This window comes from Halioxenophilus sp. WMMB6 (genome assembly GCF_033283405.1).
Classification (GTDB): Bacteria; Pseudomonadota; Gammaproteobacteria; order Pseudomonadales; family Cellvibrionaceae; genus Halioxenophilus.
In genome coordinates this window covers 188,509-209,458 of the sequence record NZ_JAWMQR010000007.1, presented here as the reverse complement: position 1 = coordinate 209,458, position 20,950 = coordinate 188,509, and the positions used below count along the sequence as shown (strand labels likewise).

Sequence of the window (20,950 nt, the reverse complement as noted above, 5' to 3'; positions counted from 1 at the left end):
CCAATGGCATAAGGCCGCCAATTGCACCATTAATTAGATTTATCATGTTGACTCTGACGCTGGCCTCTATAAACTTGCTTGCTATCAACAAGTATTGAGTTAGCTCATCTCCTGGCAACACCAGGGCCGAGCAGTAGCTGTAGCAACACAATAACAAAAACAGATGAGGAACCCAGCCGCACCAGCCGGCTGCTGTTCCCGCGCAGCAACCCCATAAAGGAACTCGGCAGCCGCCGAGTTGAGCCTGGCAATTTTGGTTACCGCGCGCAATTTTGATACCTATAAGATCTCGGTGCGCAACGTGACTAACCCTCTACCGACACTCATCCCGAAAGCGCGTGCGATGCAAGGCAAACAGGCAAATAACCGGTTGGTGGTGCCCACCAAACTGACGCCCCCCGGCTCCGCCCCGGCGGCGGTCGCCCGCCTGGAATTACGCAACCTGCTGTGCACAGAGGAGGTACCACGCCTGACCTTAATCCGTGCACCGGCGGGGTTTGGCAAATCAACACTGATGCAACAGGCCTACCAAGCGTTGCAGCAGCAACAGGTTCCGGTAGCCTGGTTAACCCTCGACAATGCCGATAACGATGTCGCCCGACTGTTGCACTTCCTGCGATTGGCGTTGGCCAGTCTTAATCAGCAAGCAGTTAATAACCAAGCCCTCGACGTCGGCAATCTGGCCCTGGCGGTTCTCGATTATGCCGCTCAGATGCAGCCTCCATTTGTTCTTTTTCTCGATGATCTGGAGGTACTGCAAAACAGTACGGCGTTGGCATTGATACAACAACTGGTGGAGTGCCTGCCGCAGGGGGGACGAATTATTTTAGGCTCCCGGGCACTGCCGGATATTGGCATTGCCCGTCTGCGCGGCCGGGGCGAACTGCTGGAGATAGACCCGCTCAAGTTGCGCTTCACCGCACAGGAGACGCAAAGTTTTCTACAGCAGACCTGCCAGCAGCCATTATCCACCGGTGAACTCAAGCGGCTGCACCACACCACCGAGGGCTGGCCGGTAGCCCTGCGTTTGGCTTCGCTACTGTTGCAGGAGTGCCCAAACAACAGTGTCTTTGTCGAGGAGTTTTCCGGGGCCAACTCTTTTGTTGCCGACTACCTGGCTGAAGAGGTGCTGGCCCGGCAGCCAAAAGTATGGCTCGAATTTATGTTACAAACGAGCCTGTTGCCGCAACTCTCGGCTCCACTTTGCAATGCGATTTGCGCAATAGACAACAGCCAGGAAATTCTCGAACACCTGGAGCGGGCCAGTATCTTTTTGTACACCCTCGACAGCCAGCGCCAGGAGTTTCGTTACCACGGACTGTTTGCCGTTTTTTTGCGTTCGCAATTGCAAAAAAAATACCCGGAAAAAATTCCGCATTTACATCTGGCCGCGGCCAAATGGTACCTGCAGAACCAGCGTCCAATTCCCGCCATTGAGCAGGCAATTCTCGCTAAAGATTGGGAGTTTGCCCTGCCGCTCTTTAACCAACAGGCAGAGCATCTACTAAGCCAGGGCCGCTCGCGTTTGCTGGTAAGACTGTTTGAATTGATTCCTGAGCAGCAACTGCATCGCTGGCCGGTATTACAAATTGTGCATATGTGGGCAGTCGCCTTCACCCGCGGCGCTGCCGAGGCGATGGAGCTGCTCACCAAATACGAAAACGACGACCACGCCGAAGAGAGTATGGTGGCTCATATTGTAGCCCTGCGACCGATGCTACTCTCCATTTTGGATCGCAACGATCTAGCCTACAGCGTTGCATCACAAACCGTTGCTGCCATTGCCGATAAATATGTTTTCCCTCAGGCCATTTTCCATACCTCCTATGCCTATGTCGCCCTGGTGATGGGCCACTACCCATTGGCGCAACAGTTACTGGACCATCAACCGGGGCAGACACAAGCGGACGCGGGCCCCTTTACCAGTATTTACAGCCAGTGCGTGGAAGGGGTTATGGAGTTGATGCAAGGCCGGCTGCGCCAGGCGCTCTCCCGCTTTCGGCTGGCGACCAATATTCATGTGCACGGCATCAACAGCTCCACCAATGGCAACACCATGGCCGCCATTCTGTTGGTGGAAGTGCTGTATGAAACCGGCGAGCTCAACAGCGCCCAAAGACTGCTGCAGGTCTACGTACCCTTAATGCGCGAACAGGGCGTTCCGGAACATCTAATCAGCGGCCACCGTAATCTGGCCCGCATCCAGTTTGCCCAAGGGGAGAGAGAAAGCGCCCTGCAAACCTTGATGGAGCTCGAGTACTGCGGTCACATCAATGAGCTGCCACGCCTGGTGGCCAATGCTCACCTGGAGCGCGCCCGATTTTTCCTATTACAAGGCCATGGTCAGGCGGCCAGAGACGAGATCAAACGGGCGGCCGAACTTTGCGATTGGCCAGTGCTGGAACAGCAATGGTTGTTTGCCAACGACCAACACACTTGTTGCGAAGCCGAGTTGCGCTGGCAAATTCATTTTGGCGAAGCCACCAGCGCCGCCGCCCAACTCACAGCACTCATCGCCGAGGCTGAACAGCTGGGCCGCCATCGTCGGGCACTTAAATTCAAAATCCTGTTGGCGTTGGCTTTTTTCAAACAGGGAGAAAAACCTAAAGCACTAGCCTTGCTCGCTGAAATCCTGACCAGTGCCGCAGCCGAGAACTCGGTGCAAAGTTTGATCGACGAAGGTGAATTGATGCAGCAGCTGTTTGTGCATTTTGCACAAGAGCAGCGACTGCCGTTGGCAGAGGCGTTATTCACCGAACCCAGACAATTAATTACCGCGTTGGCCAACGCCAACAATAACGTCGGTATTAATAACGGTTCCGCATTAGCTTGTAGCGATCAGTTAACTGAAAAATTAACGCGCAAAGAGTCACAGGTATTGCAGCTATTGGCGGAAGGTCTCACCAACGCCGCCATCGCCGGCCAGCTGTTTGTCTCGGAAAATACCGTGCGCACCCACCTGCGTAACATCAACAGCAAGCTGCACTCGCAAAGCCGCACCGAAGCGGTTGCCATCGCACGACGCAAAGGGATACTGCACTAACAAAAAATTTCAATAGTGGCGCAAAAAATTCATCAGAATGGACGAGGCTGCCAGCACCGGACTTGGTTAGTATCAATACTGTTTCACTGTTCAACTTGTAAGTTTCAGCGCCCCGTGGCCTGCGTCAACATGGCCTGCGTAAATCGATAACAATAAGTCGCAGAGGAGATCAATAAAATGTCTGCAACCGATTTCAAACACCACACCAAATTGCCGCTGACCCTTTTGGCAGCGGCAGTCATGACCAGCACCGCCAGCCATGCGCTCGCGGCAGGGGCTGAGAAGCGTCCGGTATTGGAAGAGATAGTGGTTACTGCCCAACGACGCACAGAGAGCCAACAAGAAGTTCCGGTTGCGGTCACCGTCGCCAGCGTCGATGACATGGTCGCCGCCCATGTCGACAGTATCAGCAATATCCAACAGATCTCGCCCAGCATTAAATTCGACGTTACCAACAGCGCCGCCAACAGTGCCAACATTCTGATTCGCGGTATTGGCACCGTGGGCAACAGCCGCGCCTTTGAAGGGGCGGTTGGTGTATTTGTCGATGGTGTCTATCGCACCCGTGCCGGCCAGGCGATGCAAAACTGGCTGGATGTCGAAAGCCTGCAGATTTTACGTGGCCCCCAGGGCACACTGTTTGGCAAAAACACCTCCGCTGGAGCCCTGATTCTAACCAGCCAAGCACCCGACACCGAGGCCCTTACCGCCAACTATGAACTCAGCGCTGGCAGCTACGATAGCCAAATGATGCGCGCCATGGTCAATGTGCCCATCGCCGGCAACTCGGCTCTGCGCCTGGCGGCGTTAACCGGCGAACGGGATGGCTATATCGAAAACCCCAACGGCGGCGACTACAACGATCGCAGCCCACGGGCAGTGAAAGCCCAGTATCTTTTCGAAGGCAGTGATAGTTTTAAACTGCACCTGATTGCCGACTGGTCCAAGGAAGAGAATAACTGCTGTTACGGCCAGGTGGATGTAATCGATGGACCACTGCAACCGCTGATCGATAACTTTCTCATTCCCGCCCGAGGCCTCCAGGCGCCCTCCTCCGATTTTGAAGATTACGAACAGGTTTTGAGTAACGATACTGATCAAACCATCGAAGACAAAGGCGCGGTGTTGAAGATCGAGTGGGCCTTGGCCGATAACCTGACGCTAAATTCCGTCTCCAGCTATCGCAAGTGGGAGATTGATCAACAAGGCATGGATGCTGACTTCTCGGGAGCCAATATTCTCACTATCAACGAAGGGCTGAAAACCGAAACCATCTCCCAGGAATTTACCTTAAGTGGTGTCGTTAACGAGTTCGGTCCCTTCCAATCCGGTGACTATGTGCTCGGCCTCTACTACGCCGATGAAGATATCGAAGCGCCGCACCAACTGTTGTGGGGCGACCAGGCACAGACCTATTTCGACATCTACCTGAGCGCCGCCGGCATTCCACCGGGCACTGCCGATGCCTCGGAAGGTTTGTGGAGCGATGTGCTCATGCCCGCCACCAGTAAATCCTACGCCGCCTTTATGCACTGGAATCTGGATTTAACCGACAAGCTCGGTTTCACGGTTGGCTTACGCTACTCGCGTGACGAGAAAGAGGGGGCGATGATCCGCAACTACTTCAACCCCTCACCGGTTGCCCTGTTCCGACTGCTTGGTGTGCAACCTGGACCGGAGTACAGCGACAGCTTTGATGACGATGCCGTAAGCGGCACCTTGTCGGCCAAATATCAATTCAGCGAAGATCTGATGGCCTACCTTACCTACAGCCGCGGATATAAATCGGGCGGGGTGAACATCGACAACACCGGTGCTGGCACCGTGCTTAATAACCCGGATGAAGTCCCCGGCGCTGTGCCATTGGATCCGACCTATAAATCGGAATACATCGACGGTATCGAGTTGGGATTAAAAGCCGATTACTGGGATAGCCGTGCACGTTCCAACATCGCACTCTTTTACAACGACATCACCGATCTACAGATCGCCCAGTTTATCGGCACCCAGTTCACCATCGATAACGCCGCCGATGCCGAAGTCTACGGCCTCGAGATGGAAAACCAGGTTCTGCTGAGCCAAGCGGTGTCGCTCAATTTTGATATCACCTATCTGGCAGAAGCTTCGTTTGGCGACTCGCCAGAGCTCGGCAGCCTGGCCAATCGGGATTTTGCCCAAGCACCGGATTTAACCGGCAACCTGGCGCTCTCGGCCGAACAGGAGATAGCCTCGGGATTGATGTTGTCCGGGCGCATCGGTCTTAGCTACTCCGGCGACCAGTACACCAACACCTCCAACGACTACACACGGGATGCCCAGACAGAATACTCCGCCAGTATCACACTGGGCGCGGTAAGCGGGCTCTGGTCAGTTGCCGCCTGGTGCCAAAACTGCAGTGACGAACGCTATGTGACACAACATTTTAATTCACCGCTGCAAGGGCCGGATGCCAATGGTTATGTATCGGCGCCACGCACCTATGGTTTGACACTGCGCGGCTCTTTCTAACGCGCCGCTACCAGTCAAGACAGTAGTACCACTGCCGGCCAGCACAACCCTGCTGGCCGGCAGTAACTGGCCAATAGACCCGACGCGGCAATTTAATTCAATGACCAAACGTCACCAGCTGTACCAGAGCAGCAACTGGATTGAACTATGAATTATCCCTGGCATTCAGCGCAGCATCCTGGTGGCAAGCCCGCACGGGTCCAGCGGCTCTTGCGTGATGCCAGTGATATCAATATCGACTGGCTCACCCGTACACTCTGCTACCACGATACCTGTCTGCCACCCATTGCCGCCGTCGCCTGTGAAGCGGTTGCGGAAAATCATTTCGATTTTACCACCCGTATTCACCTGCACTTCCAGGAGGCGAAATTATTACCGAAGCACCTTTTGGTAAAAATTTCGCGACCTAATCTCCGCCGGAATCTCGGCCACATGACCAGCGCTCTTTTTAACAGGGAGGCAGCCGCCTACGCCGAGTTGCACTACCACCACACCTGTCGTGTGCCAAAAATTTATTTTTCCGCCAACGATGGCGACCAATTTAACCTGTTGATGGCCGACGACGGTGATGCCTTTGATCGCAACCAGGTATTGGACCAGCACTATCTCCCCCAGGTGCGGGCGGTACTGGCTGAGCTGGCCGTTTTGCACGGCTGCTTTATGGGCACGTCGCCGGCCTCAGCACCGCGCTGGCTGGTACGACTGCGCACCGGCGCCGAACAAATTGCCAACCACTTTCGCCACGGCTTAGCGCAACTCCACTCGCCAAACTTGGCCGGCGTTAGTGCTGAACTCCTTGAGCTGTTGCAACAACTGCAACCACTGGTTGCCCCCTGGCACCGCTTTGAGCGCCAAGGCATCACCATCACCCATGGTGACGCGCGCATCAGTAATGCACTGTTTAGCGCAGCAACAGCCAACCACTGGCGGGCCAGCCTGATCAACTGGCAGTTCTGCGGTTTGCGCAACCCCATGTTTGATATCACCTGTCTGTTGGCCAAGAGCTTAACCGTCGCCACCCGTCGACAATACGAAAACATTCTGCTGGATGAGTATCGCCGCCAGTTTGAACAGGGCGGCCGACAGTACTCGGCTGCTGAAATGGTAAGCGACTACCGCTACAACCTGTGCGGCCCACTGATCGCGTCGGTTTGCGCCTATGGCTTGTTGCCCGAAGAGCAGAAGCCGATGACTGCGCAATTAATTGACCGCTGCGCGCAAGCAGTATTGGACTGGCAGAGTTTGGAGCTGTTGTCCCAACGATTGAAACAGATAACACCCAAAGATTATTAAATAAAAAAGTTTGCAGGAGATAACCATGTTGCCGCGTACGCTATTTAACTCCGGCCACGACGAATTTCGTCGCATGGTACGCCGCTTTATTGATCAGGAAATTATGCCGCATCACGCCCGCTGGGAAGAGCAGCAGCATATTGATCGTCAGGTTTGGAATCGTGCCGGTGAACTGGGTCTGCTCTGTATGACTATTCCCGAAGAGTACGGTGGTATGGGCGGCGATCGCCTCTACAGCACCGTACTGATGGAAGAACAGAGTTACGTGGGCGCTACTGGCCCCGGCTTTGCCGTGCACTCCGATATCGTTGCCAACTATATTTACAATTTTGGTACGCAAGAGCAGAAGCACCACTGGCTTCCGAAAATGGCCAGTGGCGAAGCTGTGGGGGCGGTGGCCATGACCGAACCGGGTACCGGTTCCGATCTGCAATCCATCAAAGCCAAGGCGGTAAAAGAGGGAGATGACTATATTATTAGCGGCTCCAAAATATTTATCACCAACGGTTACCTGGCCGACATCATTGTGGTGGTCGTTAAAACCGGCAACAGCGGCAGCGGTTCAAAAGATCTGTCGCTGGTGCTGGTGGAGGCGGGCCGGGAAGGTTTTAGCAAGGCCAAACCCCTGCACAAGGTCGGCATGAAAGCACAGGATACCTGCGAGCTATTTTTTGACAATGTACGGGTGCCGCAAAGCAATCTGCTCGGCAGCGAAGAGGGCCGGGGCTTCAGCCAATTGATGCAGGAGCTGGCCTGGGAGCGTTTGATTATTGCCATTCTTTCCGTCGCTACCGCTCAAGGCGCCTATGACGCCACCCTCGCCTACACCCAGGATCGGCGCGTATTTGGTCAGCCCGTGGTTGCTTATCAAAATACCCGCTTTAAATTGGCGGAGATGAAAACGGAAATCGCGGTTGGCCAACAATTTGTCGATCGCTGCCTGGAGCTGGTGCTCAAAGGTGAACTGACTCAGGAAGCGGCCGCCGCCGCCAAGCTGTGGACTTCAGAGCTGGCCTGCCGGGTGGTGGATGAAGGTGTGCAGCTCCACGGCGGCTATGGTTATATGCTCGAATACCCCATCGCCCGGGCGTATATCGACTCCCGTGCCGGACGCATCTACGGCGGCACCAACGAAATAATGAAAGAGCTGATTGCCCGCTCTCTATAACAAGCCAACCAGTAACATCACAATTTAGCCACGCTAATTAACCACATAAAGAACAGTGAAGCTTACGGAGAGGGGACTATGCTGCTGTCCGACCAAAAAGTAGTGCAAATGGAGGCGGAGGCGCCCACTCGGCCTCAGGGCACGGCGCTAGAGGTGAGCTTTGACCTTTGTCGAACCGCCTTTATGGCCCGGCCAGAAGCGATCCCCTACCACCAGCGAATCGCCGCGCTCGATCAATTACAGCAGACGCTGCTCGGCCATCGCCAGCAGTTAATTGCCGCACTGAACAGCGACTTTAACGGTCGCTCCGCCGCCGAGACATTGCAACTGGAACTGTTCGGTTTAATTGATGAAATTCGCTACACCAAAAAACATCTGCGCCGCTGGATGAAGCCCAAAAAAATTGCCACCAATGCACTGTTTCAACCGAGTCGCAGCCGGCTCTATTATCAGCCACTGGGGGTTATTGGCATTATCGGCAGCTACAACTACCCCCTGCTGCTGACCTTGTCACCATTAATTGGCGCGCTGGCAGCGGGCAACCACGCCATGATTAAACCCTCTACTAATACTCCCGCTACCAGCCAACTGCTACAGATGTTATTGAGCGAAATTTTCAGCGAGGATTACGTCGCGGTGGTTACCGGCAGCACCGCCGACACCCGGGCATTCTCCTCGCTGCCGTTTGACCACCTGATATTTACCGGCTCGACCAACGTCGGGCGCAAAATTATGGCGCAGGCGGCAGCCAACCTGACACCGGTAACACTGGAGCTGGGCGGCAAGTCGCCAACCATTATTGCCCCGGATTATCCGCTCGCTAAAGCCATTGCTGAAATTGTCTTTGCCAAATTTATCAACGCCGGACAAACCTGCGTTGCCCCCGATTATCTGCTGGTACACGAGAAACAACTGCACGAGGTTTTAGAACTCTGCCAAGCGCACATCGCCCGCGCCTACCCAAGGTTGGTAAACAACCCCGATTACACCCGGTTAATTAATGGCGACCATTTTGATCGCTTGCAGGGTTGGCTGAACGAGGCCACCGCCAAAGGTGCCAAGATGATTCAGGTAAACAACGGCAATGAAGCCTGCAGCCGGGATAATCAGGTTTTTCCACCAACACTCATCTGGTACTGCCCGGACTCCTGTGCGCTCTTGCAAGAGGAGATTTTTGGCCCGATCCTGCCCATCGTCACCTACCGTAACCTGGATGAAGCCATCGCCTACGTTAATAAGCGCGACCGGCCACTGGCGCTCTACTACTTCGATAACAACGCCGGCCGTGTTGAGCAGATGCTTAACCAAACACTCTCCGGCGGCGTAACCATCAACGGTTGTGTTTTTCACGTGGCGCAACACGAGCTCCCCTTTGGGGGCGTGGGTGCCAGTGGCATGGGGCAGTACCACGGCTTCCACAGTTTTGAAACCTTCTCCAAAAAACGCGGAGTCTTTTTTACCAGCCGCTTTATGAACACCAAACTTCTGAAGCCACCCTACGGTAAAGCATTCGAGTGGGTGATGGGTTCTCTGCTCGGCAGACGACTGCAACGGGAGCGACTGGAGGCCTACCGACCATGACCAGTCTAGTTCGGCACTCGGCCCTGGAACAGGCCATGTCACCGGTGGATTATCTGTTGCACTGGACGGCCAGCAAAGGCGATAGCATCTACTTGACGCAGCCTCTGGCCTATGGCCAGGTGCAAACTTTCACCTGGTCGGAGGTGGCCGACCAAGCTCTGCGGCTGGCCAACTTTTTATACTCATTAAACTTGCCCGCGCAGAGCAATATTATTTTATTGGGTAAAAACAGCGCCCACTGGCTGATTGCCGATCTGGCCATCTGGATGGCCGGCCATGTGTCGGTACCCTTGTATGCCACGCTCAATCCGGACAGCGCCAGTTATATAATTGAACACTGCCAGGCCAAACTTATTTTTGTAGGTAAGATGGGTGGCGCCGATGACAGTTGGCAGCAATTAAAAACCGTGTTTCCCGCCGAGCTGCCGGTGGTAGCCCTGCCGTTGGCACCAGCGACCGATGATTTTGCCTATCACCAAAGCTGGGAAAATATTATGCGTGATTTCTGGCCGCTTACCGTGGTCGATAAACGCGATGCCGAGGCCTTGGCCACCATAGTGTATACCTCCGGCACCACCGGCAAACCCAAGGGGGTGATGCACTGCTATCGCTCGTTAATTGCCCCTTGCCAGTCAACCAAGCAGTTATGGCACCCGGGCGAAGCGGATCGCATGCTCTCCTACCTGCCGCTGGCCCATATTGCCGAGCGGGTAGCGGTGGAGATTCCCTCACTGGTGTTTGGTTTCCAGGTTTTTTTTAATGACTCCCTGGAGACCTTCAGCCAAGATCTGCGGCGTGCCCGGCCAACACGCTTTTTTAGTGTACCGCGCCTGTGGACCAAATTTTATCAGGCGGTGAGCATCAAGCTATCGCCCCGCAAACAGAAACTGCTATTTACCCTGCCGCTGATTGGCCCACGGGTGAAGCAGAAAATATTGCGGCAATTGGGGCTCGACTGCACACGACTGGGTTTAACCGGTGCCGCCCCGCTGCCGGCCAATATTGTGGCCTGGTATCGCAGTTTGGGCCTGGAATTTTTGGAGGTGTTTGGCATGACCGAAAATGCCGCCACTTCCCACGGCACGCAACCAGGCCAGGTGCGCCCCGGTTACGTGGGTGTACCCCTGCCCGGAGTCGAGTGCAAAATCGACGCAACCGGGGAGATTCTGGTGAAGAGCCCGGGGCAGATGCTGGGTTACTATAAAAATGCCGAGGCCACCCTGGAGAGCTACGATGCTGAAGGCTATTTCCGTACCGGCGATCGCGGTGAATTGGATGAACAAGGCAATCTGCGCATAACCGGCCGCGTTAAAGAGCTGTTTAAAACCAGCAAAGGCAAATACGTGGCGCCGGTTCCTATTGAAAACAAATTGGCACACCCTGCACTGGAAGTGGTGTGTGTCACCGGGCCAGGGCAACCGCAACCTTTTGCCCTGGCGGTGTTGGCGCCTGGCGCAATCAGTAATAGAAATGAGCTGGAGCATCAATTCAGCGAACTGCTGACGCAAGTTAACAGCACACTGGAAGATCACGAACAGCTCGACTACCTGGTCATTGCCCCCGACGCATGGACAATCGAGAGCGGCATGTTAACGCCAACCATGAAATTACGGCGCGATAAAATCGAGGCGCGCTACCTGGCCAACGCCGATCATTGGCGCAGCAGCGGCCATAAAATTATTTGGCAGTAGTAGGACGTAACTATGGAAATTCTAGCCGCCGTCACCCGTCCCCAAGCACCGTTTACCATTGAACCCGTTGAGATTGGCCCACTGGTTGCCGGCGAGTGCCTGGTGGAGTTGGAGGCCTGTGGTATTTGCCACACCGATCTCACCGCCGCCAGCGGCGCCCTGCCCACACCACAACCCATCGTCCTCGGCCACGAAGGTGTCGGCGTTATCATTAAAGTGGGGCCAGAGGTAAACGACTTCAGAGTAGGCGACCGGGTAATTATGAGTTTTGGTGCCTGCGGCCACTGCAGCCCCTGCCAACAACACACCCCCTCCTATTGCAACCAGGCCGGCCTAATGAATTTTGCCGGTCGCCGGGCTGATGGCAGCTCAGCGCTACAACAACAGGGTCAAGCCATTGCCGGCCACTTTTTTTCACAATCGTCCTTTGCCACCCACGCCGTCGCCCGCACCACCAACATGGTAAAAATTGCTGAGGATTTACCGGCCGCCTTAATGGCTCCGCTCGGCTGCGGTATTATGACGGGGATGTCGTCAGTGGTGAATGTACTGGCGGTTGAGCCCGGCTCGCACATCGCCATTTTCGGCTGCGGTAGTGTGGGACTGGCGGCGGTGATTGCCGCCCGGCTACAGGAGTGCGGCGAAATTATCGCTGTCGACCACAATCCGCAACGGGTGCAACTTGCCCGCGATCTCGGCGCCACGGTCGGCATAGTGGCGGAGCAAGACGACCTGAAAGCGACCGTGAAGGCAATCGGCGGCTTGCACGCTGTATTCGACTGCACCAGCCATCCGGCGGTTATTGAACAGGCGGTCGGCCTATTGTTGGCGCGTGGCAAACTGCTCTGCGCCGGGCTGCCAAGCAGTAAGGCCCCACTGCCCATAGACCCCTTGGCGCTGGTTTTCAAGGGTTTGTCGATCATGGGTACAGTTGAGGGCGATGCCGATCCAAAAGTGTTTATTCCACAGATGATCGACTGGTATCGCCAGGGCCAGTTACCTTTGCACAAGCTGGTGACCACCTACCCATTTAGCGACATTGAACGGGCGGTGGAAGATATGAAATCTGGCAAAACCATCAAGCCTGTACTGCTAATGAAATAACAACAAGCGCGGTTTTTGTTCGCTAAGAGAGAACACCTATGAACAGCACACTAGCCCCCAAGGCACCCTTGAACACCGATAAAACCTACACAAGTGACGAACTGCTCGGCTATTTTGACAGCCTGGAGCCTGTCACCAGCGACTTTATGCTCGGCCAATGGCAGGGCGAGGTGCTGTTAACCGGCCACCCCGGCGAGTCACAACTGCTGGGGCTGAAGTGGGTTGGCAAAAGCTTCCACGCCGCCAACGATGTCGAACCAATCATCAGCCAAAATAGTGCCGGCGAACGCTACACCAACCCGATACTGGGCACTGCCTCTTTGCGCGAGGTCTGCTTTCGCGGTAAGTGCACCGCCACCATGGTTTATGATTCACACCCCATCTTTGATCACTTCGCCAAAATCGACGACAACCACGTTCTGGGCGTAATGGACAAAAAAGGCGATACACAGTACCTCTTTTTCACCCTGGCCCGGCTGCCATAAGCACAGCCGACAAGTAGAGCATTATCACGCAGGGCTCGGGCAGCGATAACCCTGCCACACCATAACCGGATTATCGCCAGCCAGTTGTTCTGCCGGGCTGTAAGCGCCTGACCTGCTCAGGTTCGACTTACACTCCCTGCCGCTGAAATTGCATTAGCGCCTGCATCGCCTCAATACCATAAGCGACCGATGGCCCACCGCCCATTAAAATGGCTACCGAGACAGTCTCAGCCACTTCCTCCTTGCTGGCGCCGGCTTGCAGGGCATCGTGTACATGGAACGAGATGCATCCGTCGCAGCGGACAGTAATGGCAATTCCCAAGGCGATCAGCTCTTTGGTTTTCGCCGTTAGCGCGCCCGGTTTGATACTGGCTTCATGCAGAATCCCAAATCCCTGCATCACCTCCGGCATGGCCAAACCCAGCTTCTCCATCCATTCAGTGAGTTCTTTAAAGTGGTCGGGAAAATTTTTCATAGGTCACTCGCAAATCTGGGGTGGTTACGCCAAACAACAAGGCGGCCGACATTAACGGTTAGCCAAGCTTTTCAAGCGAAAAACTCATTAATATTCAAAACTAGAAGCGGAGAATTTTACAGCAGTTGCATGTGTTCACGCCCAGTCATAAAACGAATAAAATTATTGAGCATTAGAGTAAAAATGAATCACGACCGCGGGTGAAAATTAGCACGGCCGGTTCGAAGGGTAGAGCAAACTAAACAAAAAAATGGGCGGCCGAAGCCGCCCTAAGAAGCACAAACAAACTAGAATAGAACTTCGACTTCCACGCCAAAAGTTCTTGGTTCGCCGTAGGTATTGATGTCGAAACCAAAGGTATCGTAAATATTAACGCCGAAATTCCAGTAGCCCTCATCGGTGAGGTTTTTCACCCAGGCACCCACGCGCATATTCATATCACCGGCAAGCTGAATCTCTTCCAGTGAGACTCGCGCATTCATTATTTTTGCCTCCTTCGATGAGTTACGCTCTGGCTGGGCAGAGAGGAAGGTCATCTCATCGCGATAGCTGTAATCCATTCGCGCACGCAGCAGGCCGAAATTCAGCGGCTGCTCGTAGGCGATGTGGGCATTGACACTGTTTTCCGGAGCGTAGGCAAAATTGGTGGTATCGGATTTATCGGTGATGGTGCCATCGGATTCCAGAAAATCGTACTCGCTATACTCCGGATCGACATGACCGTAGTTGATACCAATTTGAATGGTATCGGTGAGCTGGGCCAGGAACTCCGCCTCCAAACCCCAGATTTTCACCACACCGGCGTTGCGCACCGTCTGCGATAAGGTCTGCGGATTGAGGTTATTAACCCGCTTATCATCGTAATCGCTGTACCAGAGTGCCGTATTAAACTGATAGCGGCTGGCGAACTGCGCCTTGGTACCCAACTCATAGGAGATCAGGGTCTCCTCATCAAAACCGCGGGTGAAATCTTCAACCGTGGTATCGCGCACATTAAAGCCGCCGGACTGATAACCCGAGCTCACTTTAAAGTAGCTCATGATATCGTCATTCCAGTCGTAGCTGACGGAGACCAATCCGGAGAGGTTATCGAAATCGCGGCTCGCCTTGGGATAGAACTGATCACCATACTGAGCGCGAATCTCGTTGAGAAATACCGGGTTGGCAAACGAGGAAGAGGCAAAGGCCACCTTTTCCATGTCCCGGGTCTCTTCGGTGTAACGCAAGCCAACGGTGATATCCAACGCCTCGGTAATGTCGTAGGTAAACTGGCCATAGGCGGCCCAGGCTTCGTTGGTGTAGTTGGCAACATTGGATCTGGAGCCGCCCAAAATGGTGGTTTCGTTATAGACATCACCCTCTTCATCCATATAGAACAGGCCGGTGGAGAAGTGCAGTTGCTGCTCCATGGCCGAACCGACCAGTCGGAACTCCTGGGAGAGTGATTCATTCTCCTGTAGATCGCGGGTGGCCAATAAGGAGACCGGAGTACCATCGGAATCCTGCATCCCCAGATTCTCCATGGTGCGGTAACCAGTGATTGAGTCGAGGGTTAAGTTTTCGTTGATATCCCAGGCCAGGGTCAATGCGTGGCCATCAACATCGGTGTTGGTGCCGTGCGCATCGTTTACCGAAATGGAGTCGGGCCGATCATTCTCTTCAGCGGTATAGGCACTTAGACCAAAAATATCGCCCAGGCTGCCAGGGCGCACGCCGGTCACCCAGGCGGTCTCCTGCTCTTCGTCGATACGGGTCCGGTCATAGCTGTAATTGGCAGAGAAGGCTTCGGTGGGTGCCCACATCAGCTGGACCATGGCCACGTCGCGATCTTTAGTACCCAACTCATCCTGAGCGGCACCTGGAAAATCGTTATCCTGAATACCGTCGCGATTGATCAACGCCGCCGAGGCACGCATATTTAATTCACCAATGGCACTGTCGGCAGTGGCAATCGGCACGTTAATCATGCCGCGCAGATCGGCCTGACCATAGCTGCCAATGGTGGTTTTAACACTGGCCTCAAATTCGTTGGTGGGCTTTTTAGTGATGTAATTAACCGCTCCACCCATAGTGTTGCGGCCATAGAGCGTGCCCTGTGGCCCGCGCAGCACCTCCACGCGCTGCAGTTCCAACACATCCAACAGGGAGCCGGTATTTTTGGCAATCAATACCCCGTCGATGTAAACACTGACAGCCGGGTCAAAGGTGATGAGCGTTTCGGCATTACCCACCCCGCGAATATTGTAAGAGACACCCGAACGGCCACCGACATACGGCTGGGCATTGAGGTTGGCAACATAGTCACCAATATCCAAACCATTACTAATACCGAGCTGGTTAATATCGTCATCAGAAAAAGCACTTAAGGAGATCTGTGTCTCCTGCAGCCCCACCTCACGGTGCTCGGCAGTAACAATCACCTCTTCCAGATATTTTTCGGTTTCTGCCCAGACCGAAGGCGCCGCAGCGATCGACGCGGCCAGCAGGGCTTTAACAAAAGAGGCGGGTTTGTGCTGATTTCGTTTCATGTGTATCACCTTTATTATCGTTTTTTATATGAGTAAAGCATGCGGCGCATGCGGCAGAACCTAGCCACCACAGCACAATAGCTTTGCATGAAAGCACAACAAGAAATTTCCCATCCATGTGGTGTTATTGTTTTTACTTTTTTGCCGACAGCGTAGGCAACAACTGGCGGCAAATAGCCAATAGTTACTTAACACTGAAAACAACTTGGAGCAGAAAGAGGCTGGCAGCCTCTCCTGGCATTTGACTACCGGACTAACCTTATTTTTATTGTTTTATTTTTTGGCCAACAAGACGCAACCAAAAGCTTTTTAAGCGCTGGCGTAAAGCCGCCAGCCAGCCAGGGCCGGGCGACATTGCGGTTTTTTGCCCATAGATCTCTTCAATACTATTTTTCAGTTTCCCGGCGAAAGATTTTGCCATTTGTGGTAACAGCGGTTTGCTCATTGCCTCCCACATGGGTGCCATCTGGCCACTGCCTTCCACCTTAATTTGCAGTGTGATCTCCGTGCTATTTTTATCAATAGCAACCGCACGATAAACACCGCCTCCCACCACCGGCTCAGACTCCAGCTGATAGGAGAAGAGCACGGCTTCCGGCCCACGCCACTGCTCCACGGTCACCAGTACATTCACGGTTTTCACCAGACCACCGGCACCGACCTTAATAATCCATTTGGAGTTATTGTCGTCGATCACCTCGCACTCACGACACCCCGGAAAGAGGCTGGCCCACTGGCGAATATCTTTTACATAGTGCCAAACATTATCGATGGCGGTATCGATAACCAGGCTGTGTTCCGCTGCAATCATGCCTGCTGCTCTCCCCGCTCGGCCAGAGCCTTCTGCAAAAGATCACTGCCTTTCCCGGCAATGTGGCAGCCCGCCAGATAGCCGTGGGTGATACCGCGGGCATTGGTAATACCACTTTGCATCAGCGCGCCGTTGTCCAGGCGGGCAGCGGAGTTGCCCACCACATAGAGGCCATCAATCGGTTGTTCGTTCCAGCCCACGGCCCGGCAGTGCTCATCAATTAAAATACCACTGGAGGTGATACCGCCACCGGCCATGCGTTGCAGTGCGATTGCGTAGAAAGGTCCTCTGCTCAAACTGCCCAAATTGGGATTGGGCGTCTGTTTCGGGTCGCCACACATAATCGCGCCCCAGGGATAAGTACCGCGCTGGTAGTCGAGGTCATCACCGGTTTCACAAAATTGATTAAAACGGTTTACGGTAGCCTGCAAGCCTTCGCTATTAATGCCGATTTTTTCCGCGAGCTCCGCCAGGCTGTCGGCCGCAACCGCCAGCTCCGCCGGCATCTCCTGACCGGGCATAACCGAACCGAACGGGTACTTCTCTCGGCATTGGCTATCGATAATCACCCAGCAGGGAAAATTCTTGTAGCTTTGGGTCATACCGTCGATTTCGTCCAAACCAAAATAGACGGACCGGTAAAACGCCTCGTTAGAAAATCGCTCGCCTTTCTTATTAACAACAATGGTATGTGGCAGGCCCATAAAGGGTAGCGCCCCGCGCCACAAAGGTACACCGTCTTCCTGTTCCTCTCCTGGAACATGGAATCCCAGCATTGAAACATCGGGCACTCGCGCCACCTGCGCTCCAGCCTCTCCGGCCATACGCAGGTGACAACCCTGAACGGTATCCATCACCATGGATTTGGGTTCAATCATTAACCCTACCCGGCGGCTAAGAGTCGGCTTTCGTTCAAAGCTGCTTACCGCAATTACCACACCGCGCCTGGCTTTGATAAACAGCTCCTCATCGCCGCGCACTGCCCGCACGCCAACAATGCGCTCGCCATCGCTGATCAACTCTTCGGCGCGCGTGCCGGTTAGCAAAGGAATATCGCGTTGCAGAGCGCCCTTAACAAAATAAGCAGCCAGACCCGGGCCGGCACAACGCTCGTCGTTGGCCATGCGCTCACCCATAACGGTGTAGTCCCAATGCATCATGTTGGCGAGACCGCCGTTGCTGAAGATATCTTCGTGGGTGAGGCTGTAGGGCACATGGGGAGAGACGCGGGTTTTGTGTTGCCACTCACCCAGGCTGGCAGCAGCGAAAGGCAAGGCCTCCAGACAGCGGCCTTCGGCCGTGCTGCCGTTAACGTGCGGGTAGTAGTAATCGGGTAGGTGGCGAACCACACACATCTTTAAATCGATGCACTGCTCAAAATATTTTAAGGCGACCGGGGCGTGCAGCGCCTGATTGAGCACCGCGCGCTGTTCACTAAAACCCATGGCAAGGTTGTTAATATACTCCATGCCCGCGTCGATGGAGTCGTCGATGCCAAGCTCTGTCGCCAGATGGTTGCCGGGAATCCACACCTCACCCATGGAGAACGCAGTCACACCGCCGACCAGTTCGGAGCTCTCTAACACCAGAGCAGTGGCACCATGATTGTGGGCGGTAATAGCCGCAGACAAACCACCAGCACCGGAGCCAATGGCAACAACATCGGCCTCTAAGTGCCATTTTTGCGGGAGTGAACGAATCATAGCATCGCCCTTTTTTTATGATTGTTATCGGACTGCACTACTGGCTGGTTAACCGACATCGGTCAAGTCAAGGAGAACATGATACTGACACGATTTTTTTATTGGTCAAGCGTCAATTTACAAGACATTCGTCTAGCCGCAGTTTAGTCCAAGGAGTTAGACATCAGCGAAATTATCAGGAGAAAGCCTCTTCCCCCAACAGGGTGGTGCGGTGCATCTCCCGCCCACAATCGAGCGGATAGGGCTCGGCCCGATGCAGAACACCGGTGTTATCCCAAATCAGCAGATCCCCGGTGTGCCACTGGTGACGGTAAACAAATTGGGGCTGGGTGGTCCAGGCTAACAGCTCCTGTAATAACGCCTCGCCTTCGGCCCGATCCATGCCTTCAATGTGCGAGGCATGACAACCGATCACCAGTGACTTGCGCCCGGATTTGTGGGTCCACACCAGGCTGTGGCTGCGCTCTGGAATACTGCGCCAGTAGGCCAAATTTTCCGGTGTCGGCTCAATACCCGCCCGCCGCATGGAGCACTCGACGCTGTGCACCACTTTTAAATGGGCGATACGCGCCTGCATCTCGGCCGGTAAACTGGCGTAGGCACAATAGGAGTTGGCAAATTCTGTCTGGCCACCAACCGGCGATAAGGTGACACCGGTCAGCAGTGAGGCAAACACCGGAGTGGAGTCGTGGGTGCCATCCATGTGCCAGAGAAAGGAGCCCTTCAGGTAGTCACCGCGCGCGTTAACGTTTTTATCGAGCGATATTTTATAAATACCCTGTTTGCCTTCCGCCCGCACCGAGCCCATATTGCCCGCCAGCTGCACCTGTTGTTCATCGGATAAATAGATCTGTTCAAACAATAGAACACCACGCTCAATCAACAGATTACGCAGTTCTCGTCCAGTAGCAGGAGCAAGCAGGTCATCAACACTAACGCTCACCTTAGCGCCGATCTGATCTTTAAGATTTACCGCAGTAAAAGACACTTCAGCAGTCTCCACACGGCCCTTAGACAAAACTGGTTTAATTTTGCCGGCCGTTATTATGAATATAGTTAATGGAGTATAAAAATGGCCTTTATAATACTGACCAGTACTTTTAAGTGTCAAGCGGGTGTGCATTGGGCGATCATGCTCAGAGTTTGAGGTGCAAAGTATCTGCTAATCATCTACCTCCAGACGCTGGCCGTTAAGGCCACCGTGCGGTGATATGCAGGAAGGGCTAGAGTGGACAGCTGATTCGAGCAGGGTGTAGCTGCGACCATCATGAGGCGCAGCAATTAGGAGGAAGCCAATACCGCCATAATGATTCGCACTGAGTTATCCACCCAGGCTTGTCGTTGCCTGGTGGTCACCTTGCGATGAGAAGTGAGTTGATCAATGTACCAACCACGGTGAGCGAAGATAAATACCTGTGCTATTGCCTGCGGGTCGGCCACCAACCGTTGCTCGCTCTCGGCACAGCTGCGAATAAAATCGGCAACTCGCTTAATGCCCGCCCGGGTGCGTTTTGCGGCAATCTCACCCAGTTCCGGAAAACGATAGGATTCACTCAACACTAAGCGATTGATGCCTAACATCTCCCGCTGCAGACTCACCGACAACATATAGTTGGCGTAACTGCGCAGCCCCTCCTCCAAGCCCAAAGGACCAAACTTATTCATGATTAACTGGGCTGGCGAGAGCATCTCAATCTGGCGATCGATGATCGCATAGAGCAGCTCCTCTTTGGAGGCATAGCGTGAATAGAGCGTGGTTTTGGAGATACCGGCAACACGCACCATACGCGACAGTGACGCCCCGCCATAACCATATTCCAGAAATTCCGCCTGCGCGATATCCAACAGCTCTTTCTCGATATTGGCGGTCTGTTCCGGTTTTGGCCGCCCCCGTGAACGCTTGGCTGGAGAACTGTTCATTATTGTTGGACTATCCCTTGCTTAACATCACCTGCGGCTGCCCGCCAGGCTGGAAAGCTTAGTAGCATAAACGCAATTGCGAAATAATCAACGCGCTCCTCTGCAGCTGCACCAGTGATACAGCCAACCAGCAAGCAATAACAACCGGGAACCAATAAGGGTGGCAAAAGTCCTTTAGCATCATCCAACCGGCTTGTAGAATAGCCAACCAAATTTCGTTGCAACTTTTTATTAAAGCACAACGTACAGGCAGTATAAGGAAGCACTCTTGGATAACGATGAACTGATGGATCTGCTGGCTCGCTGCACCCTGCGTGATCAAAAAGCGTTGGAACGCTTATATCAAAAGACCGCAGCCTACCTTAACGGAGTCGCCTATCGCATTCTTGGCTCGAGCGACGCCAGTAATGATGTGCTGCAAGAGGCCTTTGTCCAAATCTGGGAAAACGCCGCCAGTTACCAGTCTGGGCGAAGAGTTGGATATCGATTTGGGTTTTAAAGTGGGTAGGAAAAGTGTGCTGTTATTGCGCTTTGCCGATTTTAACTCGAGCGACCCCAACTTTAGCGACGAACGTCGTGTTTTTCTCATTTTTAGCCACAACCTCCGCTAGCTAAACAGCCGTTGGGCAATGCAAATCTT

Annotated in this window: 15 protein-coding genes; 9 read left to right on the top strand and 6 right to left on the bottom strand. The window is 54.0% G+C overall.

All coding sequences use genetic code 11. The features are described from left to right. The first annotated feature begins 238 nt into the window (after positions 1–238). The 8 genes from SBL51_RS16830 to SBL51_RS16795 all read left to right on the top strand — a co-directional run bounded on the left by SBL51_RS16830 (position 239) and on the right by SBL51_RS16795 (position 12,873). Positions 239–3,043, top strand: a complete 2,805-nt coding sequence (locus SBL51_RS16830; protein WP_317932257.1) for a LuxR C-terminal-related transcriptional regulator — start codon at positions 239–241, stop codon at positions 3,041–3,043. A 177-nt stretch (positions 3,044–3,220) separates the two neighbouring features. Then, the gene (locus tag SBL51_RS16825; protein WP_317932256.1) at positions 3,221–5,551 is read left to right on the top strand and encodes a TonB-dependent receptor; all 2,331 of its coding nucleotides are present in this window, start codon (positions 3,221–3,223) and stop codon (positions 5,549–5,551) included. Between the two features lie 147 nt (positions 5,552–5,698). Beyond that, a complete protein-coding gene (locus tag SBL51_RS16820; protein WP_317932255.1) occupies positions 5,699–6,844 on the top strand; it encodes an oxidoreductase family protein in 1,146 nt (381 codons plus the stop codon). Between the two features lie 25 nt (positions 6,845–6,869). Next, positions 6,870–8,012, top strand: coding sequence for an acyl-CoA dehydrogenase family protein (locus SBL51_RS16815; RefSeq protein WP_317932254.1), 1,143 nt, complete (start codon positions 6,870–6,872; stop codon positions 8,010–8,012). 78 nt (positions 8,013–8,090) lie between these two features. Further along, positions 8,091–9,593 carry a coniferyl aldehyde dehydrogenase gene (locus tag SBL51_RS16810; RefSeq protein WP_317932253.1) on the top strand — a complete coding sequence of 501 codons (1,503 nt, stop codon included), beginning with the start codon at positions 8,091–8,093 and terminating at the stop codon, positions 9,591–9,593. After that, a complete protein-coding gene (locus tag SBL51_RS16805) occupies positions 9,590–11,284 on the top strand; it encodes an AMP-binding protein (protein ID WP_317932252.1) in 1,695 nt (564 codons plus the stop codon). The genes SBL51_RS16810 and SBL51_RS16805 overlap by 4 nt, the downstream gene beginning before the upstream one ends. Before the next feature lie 12 nt (positions 11,285–11,296). After that, entirely contained in the window at positions 11,297–12,388 is a 1,092-nt protein-coding gene (locus SBL51_RS16800) for an NAD(P)-dependent alcohol dehydrogenase (RefSeq protein WP_317932251.1), read from the top strand. A gap of 38 nt (positions 12,389–12,426) precedes the next feature. Beyond that, positions 12,427–12,873, top strand: coding sequence for a DUF4334 domain-containing protein (locus tag SBL51_RS16795; protein WP_317932250.1), 447 nt, complete (start codon positions 12,427–12,429; stop codon positions 12,871–12,873). A gap of 127 nt (positions 12,874–13,000) precedes the next feature. Here SBL51_RS16795 and SBL51_RS16790 read toward each other — a convergent pair whose 3' ends face one another. The 6 genes from SBL51_RS16790 to SBL51_RS16765 form a co-directional block, all read right to left on the bottom strand. Then, positions 13,001–13,348 carry a carboxymuconolactone decarboxylase family protein gene (locus tag SBL51_RS16790; protein WP_317932249.1) on the bottom strand — a complete coding sequence of 116 codons (348 nt, stop codon included), beginning with the start codon at positions 13,346–13,348 and terminating at the stop codon, positions 13,001–13,003. A 287-nt stretch (positions 13,349–13,635) separates the two neighbouring features. Continuing rightward, on the bottom strand, positions 13,636–15,876 hold the full coding sequence (locus SBL51_RS16785; RefSeq protein ID WP_317932248.1) for a TonB-dependent receptor: 2,241 nt from the start codon (positions 15,874–15,876) through the stop codon (positions 13,636–13,638). A 265-nt stretch (positions 15,877–16,141) separates the two neighbouring features. Then, a complete protein-coding gene (locus SBL51_RS16780; RefSeq protein WP_317932247.1) occupies positions 16,142–16,687 on the bottom strand; it encodes an SRPBCC family protein in 546 nt (181 codons plus the stop codon). Further along, complete coding sequence (locus SBL51_RS16775; protein ID WP_317932246.1) at positions 16,684–18,390, bottom strand: FAD-binding protein; 1,707 nt, start codon at positions 18,388–18,390, stop codon at positions 16,684–16,686. The genes SBL51_RS16780 and SBL51_RS16775 overlap by 4 nt, the downstream gene beginning before the upstream one ends. A 175-nt stretch (positions 18,391–18,565) precedes the next feature. After that, complete coding sequence (locus SBL51_RS16770; protein ID WP_317932245.1) at positions 18,566–19,378, bottom strand: TauD/TfdA family dioxygenase; 813 nt, start codon at positions 19,376–19,378, stop codon at positions 18,566–18,568. 293 nt (positions 19,379–19,671) lie between these two features. After that, positions 19,672–20,310 carry a TetR/AcrR family transcriptional regulator gene (locus tag SBL51_RS16765; protein ID WP_317932244.1) on the bottom strand — a complete coding sequence of 213 codons (639 nt, stop codon included), beginning with the start codon at positions 20,308–20,310 and terminating at the stop codon, positions 19,672–19,674. A 268-nt stretch (positions 20,311–20,578) separates the two neighbouring features. Between SBL51_RS16765 and SBL51_RS16760 the strand changes: the two genes are divergently transcribed. Next, the gene (locus tag SBL51_RS16760) at positions 20,579–20,809 is read left to right on the top strand and encodes an RNA polymerase sigma factor (RefSeq protein ID WP_317932243.1); all 231 of its coding nucleotides are present in this window, start codon (positions 20,579–20,581) and stop codon (positions 20,807–20,809) included. The last annotated feature ends 141 nt before the right edge of the window (positions 20,810–20,950 follow it).

Bases quoted from the DNA above. Each gene is read 5' to 3' on its own strand.
- SBL51_RS16825 (WP_317932256.1), top strand. From the start codon at position 3,221: ATGTCTGCAACCGATTTCAAACACCACACCAAATTGCCGCTGACCCTT.
- SBL51_RS16785 (WP_317932248.1), bottom strand. From the start codon at position 15,876: ATGAAACGAAATCAGCACAAACCCGCCTCTTTTGTTAAAGCCCTGCTG.
- SBL51_RS16795 (WP_317932250.1), top strand. From the start codon at position 12,427: ATGAACAGCACACTAGCCCCCAAGGCACCCTTGAACACCGATAAAACC.
- SBL51_RS16780 (WP_317932247.1), bottom strand. From the start codon at position 16,687: ATGATTGCAGCGGAACACAGCCTGGTTATCGATACCGCCATCGATAAT.
- SBL51_RS16810 (WP_317932253.1), top strand. From the start codon at position 8,091: ATGCTGCTGTCCGACCAAAAAGTAGTGCAAATGGAGGCGGAGGCGCCC.
- SBL51_RS16765 (WP_317932244.1), bottom strand. From the start codon at position 20,310: ATGAACAGTTCTCCAGCCAAGCGTTCACGGGGGCGGCCAAAACCGGAA.
- SBL51_RS16805 (WP_317932252.1), top strand. From the start codon at position 9,590: ATGACCAGTCTAGTTCGGCACTCGGCCCTGGAACAGGCCATGTCACCG.
- SBL51_RS16775 (WP_317932246.1), bottom strand. From the start codon at position 18,390: ATGATTCGTTCACTCCCGCAAAAATGGCACTTAGAGGCCGATGTTGTT.
- SBL51_RS16815 (WP_317932254.1), top strand. From the start codon at position 6,870: ATGTTGCCGCGTACGCTATTTAACTCCGGCCACGACGAATTTCGTCGC.
- SBL51_RS16820 (WP_317932255.1), top strand. From the start codon at position 5,699: ATGAATTATCCCTGGCATTCAGCGCAGCATCCTGGTGGCAAGCCCGCA.
- SBL51_RS16800 (WP_317932251.1), top strand. From the start codon at position 11,297: ATGGAAATTCTAGCCGCCGTCACCCGTCCCCAAGCACCGTTTACCATT.
- SBL51_RS16790 (WP_317932249.1), bottom strand. From the start codon at position 13,348: ATGAAAAATTTTCCCGACCACTTTAAAGAACTCACTGAATGGATGGAG.